Genomic DNA, 18,406 nt, shown 5'->3' with positions numbered 1-18,406 from the left:
GGTTACAGCGCCTTTTCCAGCTTCTTCATCTTGCCGCGGATACGCGTCTGCTTGAGCTGCGACAGATATTCGACGAACACGTGCCCCGCAAGATGATCCATCTCGTGCTGAATACAGACCGCGAGCAGGCCTTCGCAATCGAGCTCGAAGGTTTCACCCTTCTCGTTCAGCGCCTTCACGCGCACCTTGTCGGGACGCTCGACGAAATCGTAAATGCCTGGTACCGAGAGACAGCCCTCTTCCCATTCCTTCTTCTGGTCGCTCGTCCAGACGAGCTCCGGGTTGATGAACACCATGAGTTGATCGTGCGCGTCGGAGACATCGATCACGATCACGCGCTCGTGCACGTCCACCTGCGTCGCGGCGAGGCCGACACCGGGCGCGGCATACATCGTCTCGGCCATGTCGGCGACGAGCTTGCGGATGCGGTCGTCGACCACGGCGACGGGCTTCGCCACCTTGTTCAGCCGCTTGTCCGGGTAGTTGAGTATCTTGAGCAGAGCCATGATTCGGATTGTCTACGCGCGCCGCGACGCGTGTAAATCGGCCATTCGGCCAGGTTGCGGGTGAGTGGCGGCCTGCCGAAGATATGCGGGCGAATCCAGTGGATTCAACGCCGCCGGCAAGCGGCCAATGGGCGTCGCGTCGGGCTTTCAATCGCGCCTGAGCGACCTTTCTTTATCTGTTCCGGATCAAAAATCTTAACATGACGACCGCCGACCTGCCGACCGTGGAAGCTGCCCCGACACTCGATGCCGACGAACTGCGCGCCTGGCTGCGGCTCGCGCATGCGAAGGGGCTGCGGCCGCTCGCGCTGCGCACCTTGCTCGGCACTTTCGGCGGTCCGTGTGAAGTGTTGTCGGAGAGTTTTGCGTCGCTCGCCGAAAGCGCCGATGCCCGCGCCGCCCACGCCGTCCTCGCGGCGCCGGAGGATATCGAAGGCGTTCCGTTCGACGACTATATTGATGCGGTTCTGGCGTGGACGTCCGAGCCGGGCAATCACGTTCTCACGCTCGCCGACGAAACCTATCCGCAGGCGCTGCTCACCATGCCGGATCCGCCGCCGCTGCTCTACGCGAAAGGCCGGCTCGATCTGCTTCAGGCGCGCGCGGTGGCCATCGTCGGCAGCCGGAACGCCACGCCGCAAGGGCTCGAGGACGCGCGCCGCTTCGCCCGCGTGCTGTCCGATGCGGGGTTCGCCGTGGTGTCCGGTCTTGCGCTCGGCATCGATGCCTCCGCGCATCGCGGCGCGCTGGAAGGCGCCACGGGCACGATTTCCGTGATCGGCACGGGCGCCGATCTGGTCTATCCGGCGGCGCATCACACGCTCGCGCATGAAATTGCCCGCGACGGCGCGATTCTCTCCGAATGGCCGCTCGGCACGCCCGCGCGCTCCGCGAATTTCCCGCAAAGAAACAGGCTGATCGCGGGCATGTCGAGCGGCGTGCTGATCGTCGAGGCGGCGATGCGTTCCGGTTCGCTCATCACCGCGAGGCTCGCCAACGAAATGGGGCGCGATGTCTTCGCGATTCCCGGATCGGTTCATGCGCCGCTTTCGCAGGGTTGTCATCGGCTGATCAAGCAGGGCGCGAAGCTCGTCGAAACACCGGAAGAAGTGCTCGAAGAGTTTGGTTTCTCGCCGGCGACGGCACGCTCGGCGGCTGCGGCGGCGAGACGCGCAAAGCCGCGTCCGGTCAGCGCGTCGTGGGCGTCGGCGCGACTGGCCGACGCTGAATGCGCGATCAGCGGCGACGCCGGGCGCGTGCTCGGCGCGCTCGGCCACGCCCCCGCGACACTTGAAATTCTTGCGACGCGCACTGATCTGGACGGCGCGGCGCTTCAGGGCGCGCTGCTGCAGCTCGAACTGTCGGGCCACGTGGCCGCGCTCGGCGGCGGCCGCTACGCGGCGGTGGAGCGCTCGTGACGCCGCGTCGTGCTACATTCGCGGAAAATTGAGCCGTCCCCGCAGCCGATACGAAAAAAGGATTTCGCACCCGCCATGTCCGCGCTGAATCTCGATACCGATGCCGATCGCATCGCGGAGCGCATCGCCGTGCCCGGCACGCTGTTCGTCGCCTGCCTGTGCGCGGAATGGTGCGGAACCTGTCGCGAATATCGCGAAGGATTCGACAGGCTGGCGGCCGCGCATCCGGAAATCTGCTTCGCCTGGATCGATATCGAGAATCATGCTGACCGCTTCGACGATCTCGACGTCGAAAATTTTCCTACCATCCTGATCGAGGACGCCGTGACAACGCGCTTTTTCGGCACGGTGCTGCCGCAGGCGTCCATCGTCGAGCGAATGCTGACCGATCTGACCGCGCTCCCAGGCATGGTCGGCGCGCCGAAACTGCGCCCGGCGCTCGCTACGGCCTGATCGCGACGCACGCGAAACGCGCGTTTTGCGCTTCTCGCCATGCGCTCCGCGAGCTAGATATTGAACCGCCTCGTTTCCAGCTTCGACGCCCGTCGCGCAAAGCGTGTGCTATAAAGCGGTCGTTAAAGCAGTCCAAACCGGGCCGCTGCCAGTTACCAACCTTTTGAGTCATGTCCAAAGCCCTGATCATCGCTGAGAAGCCCTCCGTCGCGAACGACATCGCGCGTGCGCTGGGCGGCTTCACCAAGCATGACGAGTACTACGAGAGCGACGACTACGTGCTCTCGTCCGCGGTCGGTCACTTGCTCGAGATCGCCGCGCCGGAAGAGTACGACGTCAAGCGCGGCAAATGGAGCTTCGCCAATCTGCCGGTGATTCCGCCGCATTTCGACCTGAATCCGATCGCGAAGAGCGAGTCGCGCCTGAAGGTGCTGACGAAGCTGATGAAGCGCAAGGATATCGACCGCCTCATCAACGCATGCGACGCGGGGCGCGAAGGCGAACTGATCTTCCGCTTGATCGCGCAGCACGCGAAGGCGAAGCAGCCGGTACAACGCCTGTGGCTGCAATCGATGACGCCCGCCGCGATCCGCGAAGGCTTCGCGAACCTGCGCAGCGACGCCGACATGCAGCCGCTCGCCGATGCGGCCCGCTGCCGTTCCGAAGCGGACTGGCTCGTCGGCATCAACGGCACGCGCGCGATGACCGCGTTCAACAGCAAGGGCGGCGGCTTCTTTCTGACGACCGTCGGTCGTGTTCAGACGCCAACGTTGTCGATCGTCGTCGAACGTGAAGAGAAAATCCGTCGATTCGTTCCGCGCGATTACTGGGAGGTGCGCGCCGAGTTCATCGCCGCGAAGGGCCTGTACGAAGGCCGCTGGTTCGACCCGAAGTTCAAGCGCGTCGAGAACGATCCCGAACAGCGCGATTCGCGCCTGTGGAGTCTCGCGGCGGCGGAATCGGTTGTCGCAGCGTGTCGCGGCAAGACCGGCATCGTGACCGAGGAATCGAAGCCGTCGACGCAACTGTCGCCGCTGCTTTTCGATCTGACGAGCTTGCAGCGCGAAGCCAATAGCCGCTTCGGATTTTCGGCGAAGAACACACTTGGCCTGGCGCAAGCGCTGTATGAAAAGCACAAAGTGCTGACGTACCCGCGTACCGATGCCCGCGCGCTGCCCGAGGACTACATGAGCACGGTCAAGGACACGCTGACCATGCTCAAGGAGAGCAACAACTATCTTCCGTTCGCGAAGCAGGTGCTCGACAAGGGCTGGGTGAAACCGAACAAGCGCATCTTCGATAATTCGAAGATCAGCGATCACTTCGCCATCATCCCGACACTGCAGGCGCCGAAGTCGCTGTCGGAACCCGAGCAGAAGCTGTACGACCTCGTCGTGAAGCGCTTCCTGTCGGTGTTCTTCCCGGCAGCGGAATATCTCGTGACCACGCGCATCACCGAAGTTTCGGGACATCACTTCAAGACGGAAGGCAAGGTGCTCGTCGAGCCGGGCTGGCTGCAAGTCTATGGCCGCGAGGCTGCGGGCGAAGAAGGCAATCTCGTGCCGGTGCAGAAGCACGAAAAGGTCGATGTCGAGAAGGTTCAGGCGCACGGCCTCGTCACCAAGCCGCCCGCGCGCTACAACGAAGCGTCGCTGCTCTCGGCCATGGAAGGCGCGGGCAAGCTCGTGGAAGACGAAGAGTTGCGCGACGCGATGGCCGCGAAGGGCCTCGGCACGCCGGCCACGCGCGCAGCGATCATCGAAGGGCTGCTTGGCGAGAAATACATGGTGCGCGAAGGCCGCGAACTCATCCCGACGGCGAAGGCGTTCCAGTTGATGACGCTGCTGCGCGGTCTGGGCGTCGAGGAACTGACCGCGCCCGAACTGACCGGCCAGTGGGAGCACAAGCTCTCGCAGATGGAGCGCGGCAACCTGCATCGCGATGCATTCATGCAGGAAATCGCGCGCATGACGCAGACCATCGTCAAGCGCGCGAAGGAATACGACTCCGACACGATCCCCGGCGATTACGCGACGCTCGAAACCCCGTGCCCGAACTGCGGCGCGCAGGTGAAGGAGAACTATCGGCGCTTCGCGTGCACGAAGTGCGAATTCTCGATTTCGAAGATTCCGGGTGGCCGACAGTTCGAAATTCCGGAAGTCGAGGAGTTGCTGCGCGAGAAAACCATCGGACCGCTGTCGGGATTCCGCAGCAAGATGGGCCGTCCGTTCTCCGCCATTCTCAAGCTCGCGTTCGACGACGAGATCAAGAACTACAAGCTCGAATTCGACTTCGGGCAGGATTCCGGCGGCGAAGACGGCGAACCGCCCGATTTCTCGGAGCAAACGCCGGTCGGCGCGTGTCCGAAGTGCCAATCGCGCGTGTTCGAGCACGGCATGAGTTATGTCTGCGAGAACTCGGTGTCGAATCCGAAGACGTGCGACTTCCGCTCGGGCAAGGTGATTCTCCAGCAGGAAATCACTCGTGAGCAGATGGAGAAGCTGCTGAACGAAGGCCGCACGGATTTGCTGACGAATTTCAAGTCGTCGCGCACCGGGCGCAACTTCAAGGCGTTTCTCGTGAAGCAGCCGGACGGCAAGATCGGCTTCGAGTTCGAGAAGAAGGAAGGCAAACCGGCGGCGAAGACGGCGGCCAAGCGTGGTGCGGCTCCGGAAGCTCAGGCCGACAGCGGCGATGAAAGCGGCGATAGCGATGTCGCCGTAGCCGCCAAGACCACGTCCGCGAAGACGGCGGCGAAGAAAGCGCCGGCGAAAAAGGCGGCAGCGAAAAAGACGGCGGCGAAGAAGGCAAGCTGATCGCCGTTTTGCTCGCTTAAAAGAAAAACCCCCGCGAATCGCTTCGCGGGGGTTTTTTATTTGCGCTTTGCGCGGGCCGTCAGAAGGGCGAAGCCGCCGGCAAGCGCCCTCGCGTCCGCGATGGTTTCGCCAGCTTCGGCGCCAGTTCACCGTCGATCGGGCGCGAACGCGGCGCGGGCGTCGCGGCTTCGTCGGCGTGCTCGTAGTGCGGCTGCGCGCCCGGCCTGCCGCGGCCGTCGCGAATCCACTGCTCGCCGAGCTGATGATTCGGCGTCTGGCTGAAATGCTCGACGAGATGATCGATGAACGTGCGCACCTTCGCCGGCAAATGACGGCGGCTCGGATACGCGACGTTGATCTCGACCTGCGGCAACTGATAGTCGCCGAGCAGGCGCACGAGCTGGCCGCGCGTCGTGTCGTTGCCGATCAGATAGCTCGGCAGAATCGCGATGCCCATGCCGAGCAACGCGAACTGCCGCAGCATTTCCGTGTTGTTCGCGATGATTACGTTCTGCGGCCGCACACGCACTTCGCCGTCCGGTCCGGTGAACACGCGCTCGTCGCCCCAGTATTCGGCGGGCAGGCTCAGACACGGATGCTCGAGCAGATGCTCGGGACGCGTCGGCGTGCCGTGCGATTCCAGATACGCGGGCGTCGCGCAGACGGTCATGCAACCGGTCGTCAGGCGCCGCGTGACGACGCTCGCGCTCTTCACCTGCCGCGCGATGACGATGCCGACATCGAAACCTTCCTCGACCAGATCGACCTGACGATCCACGAGCGTCACGTCCGGCACGACCTTGGGATAGCGCTGTGCATACGTCTGCAACACGGGTGCGAGATTATGCAAACCGAACACCACGGGCGCGACGATTCTCAACGAACCGAGCGGTTCGTGATTGCGCGCAACCACCATCTGTTCGACATCTTCCAGTTCGTCCAGAATTTGCCGCGCCCGCTCCAGATACACCTGACCGGACTCGGTAAGCGAGAGGCTGCGCGTCGTGCGGTTGAGCAGGCGCGTGCCGAGGCGGCCTTCAAGGTCCGCGACGTGGCGCGTAGCTACCGCATTGGAGATGTCCATCGCGCTGGCGGCCCGGGCGAAGCTCCCGAGATCGGCGACGCGGACGAACACCCTCATCGACTGCAAATGATCCATAAGACAACTCCTGCCGCTAGACGGCTCGAATTCTGCTGCAAAGCAATTCAGGATTATCCTAGGACCGGCACTTTCGTGCAGAAGTTGCCGGGAAGCGCGAGAAAGTCGAAAAAAATCTGGCAGTTAGCTGCGTTACGCGGATGAAAGATCACCGACTGTTGCGATTCGCACAACACTCGGCTGAACGAATTCCGCTGGACGAAATTTTGGAAACGCTGGCTGCGTCAATTTTGACGGTGTAGGAAATAAAAAATCGGGCCCGTCCACGCGGGCCCAAATTTGGGGATTGATTCAGTTTTTGAGACAAAGCCGGCGCCACATCATGCCTAGCGATTCACTCACGCGGCCAGGCGCTTCTCCATTCCCGCCTTGGCCTCGGTCAGCGCTTCCGGCAAACCGTGCCTCAACTTCGTGAAAAGTTCGTCGTGAAGCGCGAGTTCGTCGCGCCAGGCGGTGTCGTTGACCGATATGACTTGCTCGAACTGCTCGCGCGTGAAGCCGAGCGCGCCCCAGTCGATGTCCTCGTAACCCGGCGAGATGCCGAACGCGTGCTCTTCGCCCTTCGCCGTGCCCTCGACGCGGCCGATCATCCAGCTCAGCACGCGCATGTTCTCGCCGAAGCCCGGCCACACGAACTTTCCGTCGTCGCTCTTGCGGAACCAGTTGACGCAGAAGAACTTCGGCGCCTTCGCGTGCATCGCTTCGAGGCGCTCGCCCATCTTCAGCCAATGGCCGAAGTAGTCGGCCATGTTGTAGCCGCAGAACGGCAGCATCGCGAACGGATCGCGGCGCACGACGCCCTGCTGGCCCGCGGCGGCGGCGGTGGTTTCGGAGCCCATCGTCGCGGCCATGTAGACGCCTTCCTTCCAGTCGCGCGCCTCGGTGACGAGCGGCACGGTGTTCGAGCGTCGTCCGCCGAAGATGAACGCATCGATCGGCACGCCGGCCGGGTTTTCCCAATCCGGATCGATCGACGGGCACTGCGAAGCCGGCGCCGTGAAACGCGCGTTCGGATGCGCGGCCTTCGCTCCGGTTTCCTTCGCGATTTCCGGCGTCCAGTCGCGGCCCTGCCAGTCGATGAGATGCGCGGGCGGTGTGTCGGTCATGCCTTCCCACCAGACGTCGCCGTCGTCGGTGAGCGCGACGTTCGTGAAAATCACGTTTTCCTTCAACGTCGCCATCGCGTTGAAGTTGGTCTTTTCGCTGGTGCCGGGCGCGACGCCAAAATAGCCCGCTTCCGGATTGATCGCGTAGAGGCGGCCGTCGCGACCCGGCTTGATCCACGCGATGTCGTCGCCGATCGTCGTCACCTTCCAGCCGTCGAGATCGCTCGGCGGAATCAGCATCGCAAAATTGGTCTTGCCGCACGCCGACGGGAACGCCGCCGCGACGTGATACTTGCGCCCTTGCGGCGATGTCACGCCGAGAATCAGCATGTGCTCGGCGAGCCAGCCTTCGTCGCGGCCCATGGTCGATGCGATGCGCAGCGCAAAGCACTTCTTGCCGAGCAGCGCGTTGCCGCCATAGCCCGAGCCGAAGCTCCAGATTTCACGCGATTCGGGAAAATGGACGATGTATTTCGTGTCGTTGCACGGCCACGGCACGTCCTTGCGGCTATCGGAAAGCGGCGCGCCGACCGAATGCACACACGGCACGAACTCGCCGTCGGCGCCCAGCACGTCGTACACGGCGCGGCCCATGCGCGTCATGATGCGCATGTTCGTCACGACATACGGGCTATCCGACAATTCCACGCCGATATGCGCGATCGGCGAGCCGAGCGGGCCCATCGAAAACGGCACGACGTACATCGTGCGGCCGCGCATGGAGCCGTCGAAGAGGCCGTCGAGCGTGACGCGCATGTCCTGCGGATCGATCCAGTTGTTCGTGGGACCGGCATCTTCACGACGCTGCGAGCAGATGAACGTGCGGTCTTCGACCCGCGCCACATCCGAGGGATCCGAGCACGCGAGGAACGAATTCGGGCGCTTCTCGGGGTTGAGTTTCTTCATCGTGCCGGCTTCGACCATTTGCTGGCATAGCCGGTCGTATTCTTCCTGCGATCCGTCGCACCATTCGATGCGATCCGGCTTGGTCAGAGCCGCGACTTGTTGCACCCATTCGATGAGTTTTCGATGCCGGACATAGGCCGGCGCATCGAGGTCGACGGCATTTTTATTGTTGTCTTCGACTACTGCGGGCTGGTTCATCGAGCTGTCTCCGTTCTTCTGCAATGAAAACCAATCACCCTACTGACGCTGCTTGCGAGAGGCGTTGCGACTCGAACCGCCGGGCGCTTCCGTGCATTGCTGTTACGCGCTTTCATCGCACGAAATGCGGTTCGCGAGCCAATGCGGCGTCACGGGCCTGAATTCTTTACACCGCAAACCGTACGCTTGCGCGGCTTGCGTCGCAAAGGAACAAACTGTTAAAAAGAGATACTAAGTGGCCTGTCTCTTCACGCATCATCATGTTTTCCGCCACTTGCGCTGGATATCTTTCTCTTATTGGCGCGGGCGTATTAGCCTCCCGGAAAAAGGGGAATCAAGCATAACATCGCGGCGCGGGAACAATGTGATGCAGCGCAATAAAGCGGAATAGAGCGCAATTTATCGGTATTTACCCGAATTTAAGTACTCCATTCTCGCCCTCTATTAAAAAGCAGCACGTTTGATGCCCAACAAAAGCCAATCAATGTCCATGAAAATCGCCATTCTCGACGACTACCAGGATGCCGTCCGGAAGCTCGATTGCTTCCATCTGCTCGATGACCATGAGGTGAAGGTCTTCAACAACACGGTGCGTGGTCTCGGGCAGTTGGCCAGCAGGCTGTCGGAAGTGGATGCCCTCGTGCTGATTCGCGAACGTACGCGGATCAGCTCTCAATTGCTCGACAAGTGTCCCAAACTGCGCATGATCAGCCAGACAGGACGCGCGGGCGGCGGCCATATCGATATCGACGCGTGCACAGAACGCGGCATCGCGGTGCTGGAGGGAACGGGTTCGCCGGTCGCGCCCGCCGAGCTGACTTGGGCGCTCATCATGTCGGCGCAGCGGCGCATTCCGCAGTATGTCGCCAACCTGAAGCAAGGCGCGTGGCAACAGTCAGGGCTGAAGACATCCGCGCTGCCGCCAAACTTCGGTCTCGGTCAGGTGCTGCGCGGACAGACGCTCGGCATTTGGGGTTACGGCAAGATCGGCAAGCTCGTGGCGGGCTACGGCCGGGCGTTCGGCATGAACGTTCTCGTCTATGGACGCGAGCATTCGCAAAGCGCGGCGCGCGAAGACGGCTTCGCGGTCGCCGAAAGCCGCGAGGCGCTTTTCGAGCAGAGCGACGTGCTGACACTGCATCTGCGCTTGACCGATGAGACGACGGGAATCGTCAAGCAGGACGATCTCATGCGCATGAAGCCCACCGCGCTCTTCGTCAACACGAGCCGCGCCGAGCTGCTCGAAGAGAACGCGCTGCTCAATTCGCTGCATCACAACCGGCCGGGCATGGTCGCCGTCGATGTCTTCGAGAGCGAGCCGATTCTGCAAGGCTACGGTTTGCTGCGACTCGAGAACGTGATCTGCACGCCACACATCGGCTATGTGGAGCGCGAGAGCTACGAGCTGTATTTCGGCGCGGCGTTCAAAAACATTCTCGCGTTCGATGCGGGCGACACGTCGAGCGTCTTCAACAAGGAAGCGCTTCAGCACGTTCGCCGCCGTTGAGTTTCGTATTCAGACCGTCGAGATTTCGATCGACGGCTCGCAGCGCACCGGAAAATTCACCGAGTTCGCGATGAAGCAGAAACGGTGCGCCTCCTCGTGCAGGCGCGTCGCGAGCGCGGCGTCGCTGCCGGCGCCGATGGTCACGCGCGGGCGCAGCAGCACATCGACGAAGCGCCCGTCGCCCTTCGACTCTTCCTGCATCGTGCCGATGGCTTCATCGACATAACCCGTCACGACGAGCTTGTTCGTCGTGCACAGGTGCAAATACCAGAGCATGTGGCACGACGACAGCGACGCCACGAACAACTCCTCCGGATTGTGGCGCGCGGGGTCGCCGCGAAACGCGGGATCGCTCGACGCCTCGATCGCCGTCTTCGTGCCGACGCGCACGAGATGATCTCGCGAGTACGCGTCGTAAGCCGATGTGCCGGAACCGAGATTGCCCGTCCAGTCGACGGTCAGTTCGTACGTATGCTTCTTCGCCACGGTTTGCTCCTCAAGCGGGATGCGAAGCGGTTTGCATCAGACGCGGCAAGCGCACGAGAAAATCCTCGCCGTCCGCGCGGCCCAAGTCATAAGCATGTTGCATCTGGGAGGGGCTCGTATAGTCCCAGCTCGAAATCGGCACCTTGCGCGACGGCTGGATGTAGATGCGCTTCTGCTCGCCGTGCGGCACGGCGAACATGCGCTCGCGCGGATACAGGCGCGTGACCATCACGAGGACGATGCCCGGCGACGCATCGAGCGCGGCGACCGGGACGTTGTCGACCATGCCGCCGTCGAGGACGGGACGGCCGTTGCGTCGCAGGATCGGCGTGAACGGCGGCGTGCTCGACGATTGCAGAATGAGATCGGCGAGATCTTCGATCGCCGCGCATTCTTGCGCTGTCACGAATTCGGGATGGAAACCGAGCGCCTGACCGAGCGTGGGATGCAGCGTCTTGCGCACGTATTTCTCGATGTTGTACGCGATCAGTCCCGCCGCGACCGCGCTGCGCGCCCCGAGCCAGCGCGGCAGATGCGACACGCCGATGCGAATTTCGGGCGCCTGCGCAAGCTCATGGAAACGATCCGCGAAGATGTCGAGCAGCGCCTGTCGATAGATGCGGTAATGCGGAAACACGGATTGACCGCGCAGCAGGTTGCCCCAGTAGGCGTTTCGCGTGTTGTCGCGCAGCGCGTGGGCATAGTAGTCCATGACCCAGCGCGACTCGTTCGTGTAGAGCATGCAGGCGGTGACCGCGCCCGCCGAAATCCCCGCGATGATGCGCGGCTTGAGATCCAGTTCCGGCCGGATCACGTCCCAGAAACCGGCTTGCCACCAGCAGCGGTTTCCGCCGCCGGCGAATACGACTTGGTCGAACATTTACTTGTTGATGAGCGCGTAAGTGGTTGTCGCGTGAGCGGCGAGCTCGCCCTGGTCGTCGTGCATGTCGATTTCACCGAAGACGAGGTTGCGCCCGCGTCGCCGAATGTGGGCGGTGACCAATACGTCGCCGGATTTAACGGGTCGCATGAAGGTCGTGTTGAGCGATACGGTCGTCATCGGTGAGAAGCCGCCCATGACGTGCGAGACGGCGACGACCATCGCGGTGTCGGCCGCGGCCATGAACACCTGCCCGCAGATGACGCCGCCCGCATGGCGCAGGTGGTCCGAATACGGCAGACGCAAGGTGACGGTGTTATCGGCGATCGATTCGGGCACGAGCCGCAGTTCCTTGACCCACGGTGCGAGGATACTGTCGAGCAGGGCGCTGATGGCGGATTCGTCCATGGTTCCTTTCGTTTGCAGGCTTCATGGTGCTGAAGGATGCGTCATGATACCGGGCTGCGAAGCGCGTGCGGATGCGGCTATCGGACGGGTTCGTCGGAAAGATAAGAATTTTTTGGCGCGGGGGCTTGCGCTTCTGCAAAAGCTGCCGCTATAATTTCGGTTCTGTTGGGGCGTTAGCTCAGTTGGTAGAGCAGCGGACTCTTAATCCGTAGGTCGAGTGTTCGAGTCACTCACGCCCCACCACCAGATCCAAAGGGCTGCGCAACGCGCAGCCCTTTTTCATTTCCGCGTCAAATCACCTCCGCCCCCCGAGCCACCAACAACTCCCGCAACACCGAGCGATGACACCGCGCCTCATCCTCGCAATAACACCCAACCGACAAATTCGTCCGATGCGATAACGCCGCGAGCAGATCGAGCGTCTTACTGGCATCCGATTCCGCCATCTGCGCCTTGAACTTCTTCACGAACGCGCGCCACGCCTTGTCGTCTTTGGCGTGAAGCGCTTCTGTGACGAGTTCCTGAGTCGGCGAAAGCACCGGATACCACACATCATAAAAATCCCGCCTGGCAAACTCAGCCTTCGGCACCCCACGCGGCGGTCGGCGCACCGTGCCAATCCGCAATCCTTCATCCTCCGCGCGCGGCGTCCCCAATCTGACTATTCGAATGCTCATCCCTGGGTCTCCTTCGATATCCGTCCGCAAAGCATAACCGCCGACACCGCTTTGAAAGCTCCCGCGCATCCGCGCAGCGAAACCCGTCATCTTCCCGTATCGTTTCGGATTATTCTCCGTTCGCTTAATCCGGAATTCCCGCCGTGCCCACCGAAGAACGTCCCCAAACTCTGCCGCACGATCCCGATGCCCCGATGACGCCGCTCGAGCGCCGCGGCATGGCCGCGATCCTGCTCTCGGTCGCGCTCGCGACGCTCGACACCGCGATCGCGAATACCGCGCTGCCCGCCATCGCCGCCGATCTGCACACGACGCCCGCCGCGTCGGTCTGGATCATCAACGCGTATCAGCTCGCAATGGTCGCAACGCTGCTTCCCCTTGCGGCGCTCGGCGGCATCCTCGGCCATCGGCGCGTGTATCTCGGCGGGCTCGTCGTGTTTCTCATCGCGTCGGCGGTGTGCGCCTTCGCGTGGTCGCTGCCGACGCTCGTCGCCGCGCGTCTGCTGCAAGGCCTCGGCGCGAGCGCGATCATGAGCGTCAACGCGGCGCTCATCAGCGCGATCTTTCCACCGCATCGGCTGGGGCGCGGCGTCGGGCTGAACGCGCTCGTCGTCGGCATCGCGTTCGCTGTCGGGCCGACAGTCGCGTCGATCGTGCTCTCGCTCGGCACCTGGCCGTGGCTCTTCGCGGTCAATTTGCCCGTCGGCGTGTTCGCGCTGATGATCGCGTGGCCGTCGCTGCCGCAGACCAAACGCGCCGAGCACGGCTTCGATCGCGTCGCGGCCCTGCTCAACGTCGTCACGTTCGCGTCGCTGATTTTCGCGCTCGGCGAAGCGTCGCAGCGCGCGCCGGCTCAGACCGTGCTGACGGCGTTCGGCGTCGCGCTGGTCGCCGGAATTCTTCTGTTGCGACGCGAACGCGGCCATCCCGCGCCGATGCTGCCCGTCGATCTCTTTCGCCGTCCGATGTTCGCGCTCTCGACGATGACCGCGATCTGCTCGTTCGCCGCGCAAGGGCTCGCGTTCGTGTCGCTGCCGTTTTTTTTCGAAAGCGTTTTGGGCCGCAGCCAGGTCGAAACCGGATTTCTAATGACACCGTGGTCCGCGCTCGTCGCGTTGATGGCGCCGATCGCGGGACGCCTCTCCGATCGCCACGCGCCCGGTTTGCTCGGCGGCGTCGGATTGGCCATTCTGTGCGTCGGGATGGTGTCGCTCGCGATGCTGCCCGCGCAGCCGCACGCGCTGGAAATCTGCATCCGCATGGCGATTTGCGGCGCGGGCTTCGGGTTCTTTCAGTCGCCGAATCTGAAAGCGTTCATGTCGAGCGCGCCGCGCGAACGCAGCGGCGGCGCGAGCGGGACGATCGCGACATCGCGTCTGATCGGCCAGGCGACGGGCGCGGCGCTCGTCGCGCTGTGCTTCAGCATCGCGGGAAAGCATGGCCCGGCGCTCGCGCTGTCGCTGGGTGCGGCGTTCGCGGGCGCGGGCAGTATCGCGAGCGGATTGCGGCTGGTGACGCGCAATCCGTCGTCCGAACGGATCGTCGGAGGGCCGTCGCGCGAAGCCTGAGCGCGCTCACATTCGCCGCACTTTCACCTTGCGGCCCTTGAGCTTGCCCGCGCCCAGCTTGCGCACCGCGTCGTCCGCGACGTTTCGCTCGACGGCCACGTAAGTGACCATGTCCATCACGTTGATCTTGCCGATCTGCTTGCCGTCGAAACCCGCTTCGCCGGTGAGCGCGCCGAGCACGTCGCCGGGACGGATCTTGTCCTTGCGGCCGCCGAGAATCTGCAGCGTCGCCATCGGCGGCTTCAGGTGGCCCGGTTCCGCCGACGTCAGTTCGTCGAGCGGATGCCACTCCACTTCCGCGCGCTGCGCCTGTTCGATCGAGCCGACGCGCCCCATCTCGTCCATGCTCGCGAGCGACAGCGCCCAGCCTTCCTCGTCGCCGCGTCCCGTGCGGCCGATTCGATGCACGTGCACTTCCGGATCCGGCGTCACGTCGACGTTGATCACCGCTTCCAGTTGCGCGATGTCGAGGCCGCGCGCGGCGACATCGGTCGCGACGAGCACCGAGCAACTGCGATTCGCGAACTGCACGAGCACCTGATCGCGTTCGCGTTGCTCCAGCTCACCGTGCAGCGTCAGCGCTTCGAAGCCTTGCGCGCGCAGCACGTCGAGCAGATCGCGGCATTGCTGCTTCGTGTTGCAGAACGCGAGCGTGCTCACCGGACGATAGTGATCGAGTAGCAGGCCGACCGCATGCAGGCGCTCGTGATCCTCGACCTGATAGAAGCGCTGCTTGATTTTCGCGTTGCTGTGCTGTTCGGTGAGCTTGATCTCGCGCGGATTGCGCAGGAATTGCTGGCTCAGCTTCACGATTCCCTCGGGATACGTCGCCGAGAACAGCAAGGTCTGGCGATCCTTCGGGCATTTCCGCGCAACTGACGCGATATCGTCGAAGAAGCCCATGTCGAGCATGCGATCGGCTTCGTCGAGGACGAGCGTGCGCACGGCGTCGAGCGCGAGCGTGCCGCGCTCGAGATGATCCATGATGCGGCCCGGCGTTCCCACGATGATATGCGCGCCGTGTTCGAGGCTCGCGATCTGCGGGCGCATCGGCGTGCCGCCGCACAGCGTCAGCACTTTCACGTTCTCTTCCGCGCGCGCGAGGCGGCGGATTTCCTGCGTGACCTGATCGGCGAGCTCGCGCGTCGGACAGAGGACGAGCGCTTGCACGTCGAACTGGCTGGCGTCGAGCTTGGAGAGCAGCGGCAGCGTGAATGCCGCGGTCTTGCCGCTGCCCGTTTTCGCCTGCGCGATGAGATCGTGGCCCGCGAGCGCCGGCGGCAAGCTTGCGGCCTGGATCGGCGTCATCGACAGATAGCCGAGTTGCTGCAGATTCGATTGCATCGCCGGCGAGAGCGGCAGACTGCTGAAGGAGGTTTCGGTCGTCATGATTTCAGCGTGTTCCGCGCGGCGGGATGTCGGTGATCTGCTCGTAGGTGACGGTGCCGTCGTCGGCATCGGTGCGTGCGACGTAGTTGCGCGCGCCGCACATCGGGCAGCGGAACAAAAGGCCTTGGCCCTCGTTCTTGATAACGACGTCCGATAACTCCCACTCTGCGCCGCAGGACTGGTTTCGACAGGTGAACATGTTCGTATTTCTCTGGTTTCGTGGCGCGTACGTGCGCTCAAAGGCGAAAGTGTACGCGTCTCCGGTGTCGACGCGGTCCGCGCAAGTCCGCAAGAAATGCTAAACCGGGTCGTGCTACTTTTCTTTCATCGAGTTTTCTTTGCGGAGCGAACGATGAGCAGCATGCTCTACGAGGCGCGGCTCGCGCGCGTGGTCGCGTATATCCACGATCATCTCGATGATGTGCTGGATCTCAATCGGCTCGCGGAAGTGGCGTGTTTGTCGCCTTATCACTGGCATCGGATTTATCACGCGTTCTATGGCGAGACGGCGGCGGCGACCGTGCGGCGCTTGCGCCTGCATCGCGCGGCGAACGACCTTTTGCATGGCGCTGTGGCCATCGATTCCATTGCCGAGCGGGCGGGATATAGCAGCGTGCAGGCGTTTTCGCGGGCGTTTCAGGCGAGCTACCGGATGGCGCCGGGGCAATTTCGCCACGAAGGCGGCGCTTCGATGTTTGTTCCTTTCGATGAAATCCGATCAGGAGACACAGCAATGCATCAAGTCGATATTCGCACCCAGAATGGTTTTACCGTGGCCGCGATGGAGCATCGCGGATCGTATATGAACATCGGGCGGGCGTTCGAGATGCTGTTTCATCGGCTCGCGGTGCGCGGGTTGATCGATCCTCGGGCGCGTTCGCTCGGCATTTATTTCGATGATCCTGCTGCCGTGGCTGAAGATGATTTGCGTTCGATGGCGTGTTGCGAACTCTTCGAGCCGGACGCCGTGACATTCGAAGCGCCTGTGTCGCGCGTGGAAGTCGCGGGTGGCGAGTTCGCGGTGCTCACGCATGTCGGGCCGTATGCGCAGCTTTGCTTCGCGTATCAGTGGCTTTACGGAGAATGGCTGCCCAAGTCGGGACGAGAAACCGGCGACGCGCCTCTATTCGAGGTTTATGTCAATGATCCGCGGGAGACGGCGGCGAGTGAGTTGGTGACGGAGATTTGGATGCCTTTGCGAGCCGCAGCGTAACGTCAAAGCGGCCGCGCGCAGCCTTTGAACACCTGATCGCGATGCCAGTCGACAAAAGGCTTTGCGGGATGATGTTCCTTTCGCACAGGCGCGTTCAGTTGTCCGCCGTGATGCCTGAGCAAAATCTCTTCGAAGCGCTGGCTTCCGTGCGCCTTTTCCGAGACGAGCACACGACGATCATCTCTCAACGTGAACGCGCCGATATCGAAGAGCTTGTGATGCAGACAGCACAACGCGATGCCATTCTCGACGACATCCGGCCCACTAGCCTGATGCCACTTGATGTGCGCGGCTTCGAGGCCAATCGTCACGTTGCCGATGCGCAGATCGAGACCGCATAGCGCACATCGATATTGATACGCAGTGAGCACCGCGCCGCGAAATTCCGGGTCGCGACGCGGGCGCGTGACGGACGCGTCGTCGACGAGCGCGAGCGTCCCCTCGTCGTCGAGCGTGAGACCGACCGCATCCAGAACGTCGCTGTGAATGCTCTCCGGAAAATGCCGGGCGAGTAGCAAGCGAGCGATTGCGTCGATCGCCTTTGGGTCGCGCTGCAGAAGTTGCTGTACCTCGCGCGAGAAATGTCCCGTCGCGTTCAGCTTTCGCAGTTCGGTCTTGTTCACATCATTTCGTCGCGCGAGCGGATCGGGCGTCGCGCCCGTGGTGACTTCCCAGACGTCGTCGTTTTTCAATCGAACGAACGGCATTTCAGGATAGAGCGTGCGACGTTGAGGCGCGAATTCTTTTAGAAGATCGCTTAGCTTGCGCTCGTACTCGGAAAATGGAACGTCCTTGATGCCCCGCGTGTACAGCCCGAGCGCGAGCAAGACGAGAAGCGGCTTATGAGGCGCGCGTTCGCCGTCACTCTGCCAGGTTCTCAAATCCGCGAAACGCTGGAGAATGTCAGGAAGGCTTGGAGCGCTCATGGTCTGAACAAGTAATCGGCGACGAAGAAAAACCCGTGAGGCTCTGCGCGCACACGGGTTTGAATAGACCGGAAGACGGTTACTTCTTAAACCACCGTGTAGACGGTCGCATATCCCGAGAAACTGGCCCTTGCCAGAGAAGGCGCTCCAGCCAGTGCGAACGCATAACGTGAGAAAAGCGGACGCATAATCCGAGAAATTCAAACCCGGGCCACGTCAAATGCGTTGTGCTCGAAGCCCCAGAAACGAGCTCTCCCGTCGGCAGACGGCGGTCGCGCACGCGCGCGTTTTTCGAAAAACTGCGCTTGAAGTAAGGAAATTCTAGCGATTTTCGCCAGTGATGGGAATCCGCTGGATGCGCACGGATGCCCCTTCTCCATCCGTTCCCACGCCAGTGATTTCGCCGGCGGGTCGAGACGGCCGCATGCGCCCGTTGCACTGCGACCTAGAGAGCCCCTTGAAATCGACCCGCCTCTGCCTTGCTCGCGGCAACGCGTTCGCGCCGCCGCCGCTATTTGCCCGCCAGTGTTACTAGCGTAGCCGCGGTTGCGCGATGCGCGTTCTGACTTCGGCGCGAATTGGGTCACATCTACCCGGCGCTTCCGTATGTGCGCGGATTCCTGCTGACCAATGACTTCGGGCCGACCGAAACATGTGCGATTCCAAGCACCGACGGCTGTGACCTGTCCGAAAAGTGTGTGATTCGCCGGCAAGTCTGTCCGAAAAATGTATGTCTCTAACACACCAGAGTCCGCCGTGACAGGTCGGAACCTCTGCGTGCGCCCGTCGC

The 18,406-nt window shown here is 62.5% G+C and carries 16 protein-coding genes and 1 tRNA gene; 7 read left to right on the top strand and 10 right to left on the bottom strand.

From position 1 onward, the window contains the following. Nucleotides 1-2: 2 nt before the first annotated feature. Nucleotides 3-506, bottom strand: coding sequence for a peptide deformylase (gene def / locus NCS28_RS00085; protein WP_250511867.1), 504 nt, complete (start codon nt 504-506; stop codon nt 3-5). 200 nt (nt 507-706) lie between these two features. On the opposite strand from def, the gene dprA reads away from it, so the two are divergent. From dprA to NCS28_RS00070, 3 genes are all read left to right on the top strand, one after another. Beyond that, nucleotides 707-1,924, top strand: coding sequence for a DNA-processing protein DprA (gene dprA / locus NCS28_RS00080; protein ID WP_250511866.1), 1,218 nt, complete (start codon nt 707-709; stop codon nt 1,922-1,924). A gap of 75 nt (nt 1,925-1,999) precedes the next feature. Beyond that, nucleotides 2,000-2,377 carry a thioredoxin family protein gene (locus tag NCS28_RS00075; protein ID WP_250511865.1) on the top strand — a complete coding sequence of 126 codons (378 nt, stop codon included), beginning with the start codon at nt 2,000-2,002 and terminating at the stop codon, nt 2,375-2,377. A gap of 170 nt (nt 2,378-2,547) precedes the next feature. Then, on the top strand, nt 2,548-5,193 hold the full coding sequence (locus NCS28_RS00070) for a DNA topoisomerase III (RefSeq protein ID WP_250511864.1): 2,646 nt from the start codon (nt 2,548-2,550) through the stop codon (nt 5,191-5,193). A 79-nt stretch (nt 5,194-5,272) separates the two neighbouring features. Here the strand turns inward: NCS28_RS00070 and NCS28_RS00065 are convergent, their stop codons facing one another. Then, entirely contained in the window at nt 5,273-6,352 is a 1,080-nt protein-coding gene (locus NCS28_RS00065) for a transcriptional regulator GvmR (protein ID WP_250511863.1), read from the bottom strand. A gap of 338 nt (nt 6,353-6,690) precedes the next feature. Next, nucleotides 6,691-8,562: a phosphoenolpyruvate carboxykinase (GTP) gene (locus tag NCS28_RS00060; protein ID WP_250511862.1), complete on the bottom strand. Its 1,872-nt coding sequence runs from the start codon at nt 8,560-8,562 to the stop codon at nt 6,691-6,693. A gap of 490 nt (nt 8,563-9,052) precedes the next feature. Here NCS28_RS00060 and NCS28_RS00055 point away from each other — a divergent pair, with 490 nt between their 5' ends. Then, complete coding sequence (locus tag NCS28_RS00055; protein ID WP_250512132.1) at nt 9,053-10,069, top strand: D-2-hydroxyacid dehydrogenase family protein; 1,017 nt, start codon at nt 9,053-9,055, stop codon at nt 10,067-10,069. A gap of 9 nt (nt 10,070-10,078) precedes the next feature. Here the strand turns inward: NCS28_RS00055 and NCS28_RS00050 are convergent, their stop codons facing one another. The 3 genes from NCS28_RS00050 to NCS28_RS00040 are packed head-to-tail and all read right to left on the bottom strand — an operon-like array spanning nt 10,079 to nt 11,843. Further along, entirely contained in the window at nt 10,079-10,555 is a 477-nt protein-coding gene (locus tag NCS28_RS00050; protein ID WP_250511861.1) for an OsmC family protein, read from the bottom strand. Between the two features lie 10 nt (nt 10,556-10,565). Further along, nucleotides 10,566-11,435 carry a patatin-like phospholipase family protein gene (locus NCS28_RS00045; protein WP_250511860.1) on the bottom strand — a complete coding sequence of 290 codons (870 nt, stop codon included), beginning with the start codon at nt 11,433-11,435 and terminating at the stop codon, nt 10,566-10,568. After that, entirely contained in the window at nt 11,436-11,843 is a 408-nt protein-coding gene (locus NCS28_RS00040) for a PaaI family thioesterase (protein ID WP_250511859.1), read from the bottom strand. Between the two features lie 167 nt (nt 11,844-12,010). On the opposite strand from NCS28_RS00040, the gene NCS28_RS00035 reads away from it, so the two are divergent. Continuing rightward, nucleotides 12,011-12,086: transfer RNA gene (locus NCS28_RS00035), tRNA-Lys, on the top strand. 47 nt (nt 12,087-12,133) lie between these two features. Here NCS28_RS00035 and NCS28_RS00030 read toward each other — a convergent pair. Beyond that, nucleotides 12,134-12,520 carry a DUF488 domain-containing protein gene (locus tag NCS28_RS00030; RefSeq protein ID WP_250512131.1) on the bottom strand — a complete coding sequence of 129 codons (387 nt, stop codon included), beginning with the start codon at nt 12,518-12,520 and terminating at the stop codon, nt 12,134-12,136. A gap of 194 nt (nt 12,521-12,714) precedes the next feature. On the opposite strand from NCS28_RS00030, the gene NCS28_RS00025 reads away from it, so the two are divergent. Continuing rightward, the gene (locus NCS28_RS00025; protein WP_250512130.1) at nt 12,715-14,088 is read left to right on the top strand and encodes an MFS transporter; all 1,374 of its coding nucleotides are present in this window, start codon (nt 12,715-12,717) and stop codon (nt 14,086-14,088) included. Between the two features lie 6 nt (nt 14,089-14,094). On the opposite strand, the gene dbpA is transcribed toward NCS28_RS00025, so the two are convergent. Continuing rightward, nucleotides 14,095-15,477: an ATP-dependent RNA helicase DbpA gene (dbpA, locus tag NCS28_RS00020; protein ID WP_250511858.1), complete on the bottom strand. Its 1,383-nt coding sequence runs from the start codon at nt 15,475-15,477 to the stop codon at nt 14,095-14,097. 4 nt (nt 15,478-15,481) lie between these two features. Further along, a complete protein-coding gene (locus NCS28_RS00015) occupies nt 15,482-15,676 on the bottom strand; it encodes a hypothetical protein (RefSeq protein ID WP_250511857.1) in 195 nt (64 codons plus the stop codon). Nucleotides 15,677-15,829: 153 nt separating this feature from the next. Between NCS28_RS00015 and NCS28_RS00010 the strand changes: the two genes are divergently transcribed. After that, on the top strand, nt 15,830-16,690 hold the full coding sequence (locus NCS28_RS00010) for an AraC family transcriptional regulator (RefSeq protein WP_250511856.1): 861 nt from the start codon (nt 15,830-15,832) through the stop codon (nt 16,688-16,690). A gap of 2 nt (nt 16,691-16,692) precedes the next feature. Here the strand turns inward: NCS28_RS00010 and NCS28_RS00005 are convergent, their stop codons facing one another. Further along, nucleotides 16,693-17,616 (bottom strand): phosphorothioated DNA-binding restriction endonuclease, encoded by a 924-nt coding sequence (locus NCS28_RS00005; RefSeq protein ID WP_250511855.1) that lies wholly within the window; start codon nt 17,614-17,616, stop codon nt 16,693-16,695. Between the last annotated feature and the right edge of the window lie 790 nt (nt 17,617-18,406).

Source organism: Caballeronia sp. INDeC2, from assembly GCF_023631325.1.
In the GTDB taxonomy this organism is placed as follows: domain Bacteria; phylum Pseudomonadota; class Gammaproteobacteria; order Burkholderiales; family Burkholderiaceae; genus Caballeronia.
Note: the sequence above shows the minus strand (reverse complement) of the source record. Positions and strands in the feature narration are given on the sequence as shown.

Excerpts from the sequence above, each read along its gene's own strand:
- def (WP_250511867.1), bottom strand. The coding sequence starts at position 506 with ATGGCTCTGCTCAAGATACTCAACTACCCGGACAAGCGGCTGAACAAG.
- dprA (WP_250511866.1), top strand. The coding sequence starts at position 707 with ATGACGACCGCCGACCTGCCGACCGTGGAAGCTGCCCCGACACTCGAT.
- NCS28_RS00075 (WP_250511865.1), top strand. The coding sequence starts at position 2,000 with ATGTCCGCGCTGAATCTCGATACCGATGCCGATCGCATCGCGGAGCGC.
- NCS28_RS00070 (WP_250511864.1), top strand. The coding sequence starts at position 2,548 with ATGTCCAAAGCCCTGATCATCGCTGAGAAGCCCTCCGTCGCGAACGAC.
- NCS28_RS00065 (WP_250511863.1), bottom strand. The coding sequence starts at position 6,352 with ATGGATCATTTGCAGTCGATGAGGGTGTTCGTCCGCGTCGCCGATCTC.
- NCS28_RS00060 (WP_250511862.1), bottom strand. The coding sequence starts at position 8,562 with ATGAACCAGCCCGCAGTAGTCGAAGACAACAATAAAAATGCCGTCGAC.
- NCS28_RS00055 (WP_250512132.1), top strand. The coding sequence starts at position 9,053 with ATGAAAATCGCCATTCTCGACGACTACCAGGATGCCGTCCGGAAGCTC.
- NCS28_RS00045 (WP_250511860.1), bottom strand. The coding sequence starts at position 11,435 with ATGTTCGACCAAGTCGTATTCGCCGGCGGCGGAAACCGCTGCTGGTGG.
- NCS28_RS00040 (WP_250511859.1), bottom strand. The coding sequence starts at position 11,843 with ATGGACGAATCCGCCATCAGCGCCCTGCTCGACAGTATCCTCGCACCG.
- NCS28_RS00030 (WP_250512131.1), bottom strand. The coding sequence starts at position 12,520 with ATGAGCATTCGAATAGTCAGATTGGGGACGCCGCGCGCGGAGGATGAA.
- NCS28_RS00025 (WP_250512130.1), top strand. The coding sequence starts at position 12,715 with ATGACGCCGCTCGAGCGCCGCGGCATGGCCGCGATCCTGCTCTCGGTC.
- dbpA (WP_250511858.1), bottom strand. The coding sequence starts at position 15,477 with ATGACGACCGAAACCTCCTTCAGCAGTCTGCCGCTCTCGCCGGCGATG.
- NCS28_RS00015 (WP_250511857.1), bottom strand. The coding sequence starts at position 15,676 with ATGTTCACCTGTCGAAACCAGTCCTGCGGCGCAGAGTGGGAGTTATCG.
- NCS28_RS00010 (WP_250511856.1), top strand. The coding sequence starts at position 15,830 with ATGAGCAGCATGCTCTACGAGGCGCGGCTCGCGCGCGTGGTCGCGTAT.
- NCS28_RS00005 (WP_250511855.1), bottom strand. The coding sequence starts at position 17,616 with ATGAGCGCTCCAAGCCTTCCTGACATTCTCCAGCGTTTCGCGGATTTG.